Annotated in this window: 5 protein-coding genes; 4 read left to right on the top strand and 1 reads right to left on the bottom strand. The window is 36.4% G+C overall.

The annotated features are described in order from the left end of the window. Positions 1-48: 48 nt before the first annotated feature. The 3 genes from E0L20_RS23745 to E0L20_RS23910 all read left to right on the top strand — a co-directional run bounded on the left by E0L20_RS23745 (position 49) and on the right by E0L20_RS23910 (position 808). Positions 49-246: a hypothetical protein gene (locus E0L20_RS23745; protein WP_131636026.1), complete on the top strand. Its 198-nt coding sequence runs from the start codon at positions 49-51 to the stop codon at positions 244-246. A gap of 270 nt (positions 247-516) precedes the next feature. Continuing rightward, on the top strand, positions 517-642 hold the full coding sequence (locus E0L20_RS24190) for a hypothetical protein (RefSeq protein ID WP_259331759.1): 126 nt from the start codon (positions 517-519) through the stop codon (positions 640-642). Positions 643-670: 28 nt separating this feature from the next. Continuing rightward, positions 671-808, top strand: a complete 138-nt coding sequence (locus tag E0L20_RS23910; RefSeq protein ID WP_164724261.1) for a hypothetical protein — start codon at positions 671-673, stop codon at positions 806-808. 124 nt (positions 809-932) lie between these two features. Here the strand turns inward: E0L20_RS23910 and E0L20_RS23740 are convergent, their stop codons facing one another. Then, complete coding sequence (locus tag E0L20_RS23740; RefSeq protein WP_044859278.1) at positions 933-1,181, bottom strand: hypothetical protein; 249 nt, start codon at positions 1,179-1,181, stop codon at positions 933-935. Between the two features lie 273 nt (positions 1,182-1,454). Between E0L20_RS23740 and E0L20_RS23735 the strand changes: the two genes are divergently transcribed. Further along, the coding region (locus E0L20_RS23735) for a GnsA/GnsB family addiction module toxin (RefSeq protein ID WP_131636025.1) at positions 1,455-1,570 on the top strand (116 nt) is incomplete at its 3' end.

Genomic DNA, 1,570 nt, shown 5'->3' with positions numbered 1-1,570 from the left:
ACTGCGTTGAGCTATACTCTTGGTTGAGTAAAAGAATGGGAGCGTGTTATGAATATTCATCTACGTAGTACCAAAACAGGTAAAGTCATGACTCAGGAGGAATGGCTACACTCGTTAAATGAATGGGAAGATGAAGGAGGCGCTCCTGGTCATGCTGATGAATTCATAGAGGTTTATAAGAATGATGAAGAAGATAAGGAAACTGTTCCACTTTCTGGTGGCAAAGCTCGGCATATGAAGTCTTAAGAAAAAACATAACTATGGTGGTTCTTTCTTAGGACCAATTGAATGCTGTTCAGTTTAGGAGATGCAAAATTTTAGGCTGCGGCCAATAGTTTACCTCCCTGAGTGGATGCTCTATTTGTAATTTATTTGTAAGTATTTTATTTAATATGCCCGGTATTTAATGACATGGGGCCGGGATATTTTTAGTAACAGCAAATGTGTGATTTGTTTTCGATGTTGCTACTATAATAAATATACAGCAATTTGCTGTCATTATCACTGGAGTTACCCATGAAAGCTAAACATATGAACATCTCTAATGAGCGGTCCCAGGACAAGAATAATGGGAAAGAAAAAGGGAAAGATCGAAACAATGATGAGCAGGATAAAAAATCGGCCAAAAGAGATCAGAAATAAAAAACACATGAATTATTAAGGAGTATATATGTCCGGACGTCCTGATTTTGATGATCCTGCCCCTGATTTAGAACCTTCCCCTCAAGAGGAACCGCTTGACCTTCCTGGAGAGGGACAACCATCAAGTCCACTTGAACCCGATGATAAAAGAGATTTACAGAATTAGCATACAATAATTAAACCGCCTAAGGGCGGTTTAATATAATGATTATTTATATGTCATCTCAGCGCCTAGTTGAATGATTAAATACGTATTTAAGAAGGGTTTTGACGTTTGGGCTGAATGCTTATTATCTACGCCCCAATAAAAAACCTAATGCAAAAGCTACACTGGTTAATATAGCAATGCATGTTCGAGGGTTTGATTTTATTTTTGATTTTATATCGTCAGAGTGGCTGCGTATGGCATCGTTGGTTTGTGCTGCGTATTTTTTTGCGGTTTCTATTACAGGATGTTCTGATGGATTAATTGCTCCCCCAAAACTGCCTTCCATATCACCAAGTTTCTCTTGGTTTTTATCTGCGGATTTAGTGAACATATATACTCCTGGGATTGTGTAGTGTATTAATCATAGCAGAAAATAAATATTTTACTGTAAAGGTGGGCAAGTAACATCTTTATAGACTTTACCATGCCTTAAATGGTGTTTTTTTAGTTCCTTTTGTTATATGATATTTTAGTGGGTGTATACATGTAGGGGAGTGGTGCATATTTGCCATAATGTCATGAATCATCTATACATAAGTATCTGATTCGCTCATTAACGATTTGTGTTTGATTGAGTGTTAATGAGTTATTTATAGGAGGTAAAATGAATTCTGATAACATCAAGAATGAAATCGAAAAAGAGATTTCGTCTTTCATCTCAAAAAAAATGGTTGAGTTGAGAAAAAAAACAGGGAAGGAAGTCTCTGATGTTGAGTTTAT

The organism is Enterobacter wuhouensis, from assembly GCF_004331265.1.
GTDB classification, from domain to species: Bacteria; Pseudomonadota; Gammaproteobacteria; order Enterobacterales; family Enterobacteriaceae; genus Enterobacter; species Enterobacter wuhouensis.
The sequence above is the reverse complement of the archived record's forward strand: the minus strand, read 5'-3'. Positions and strand labels throughout refer to the sequence as shown.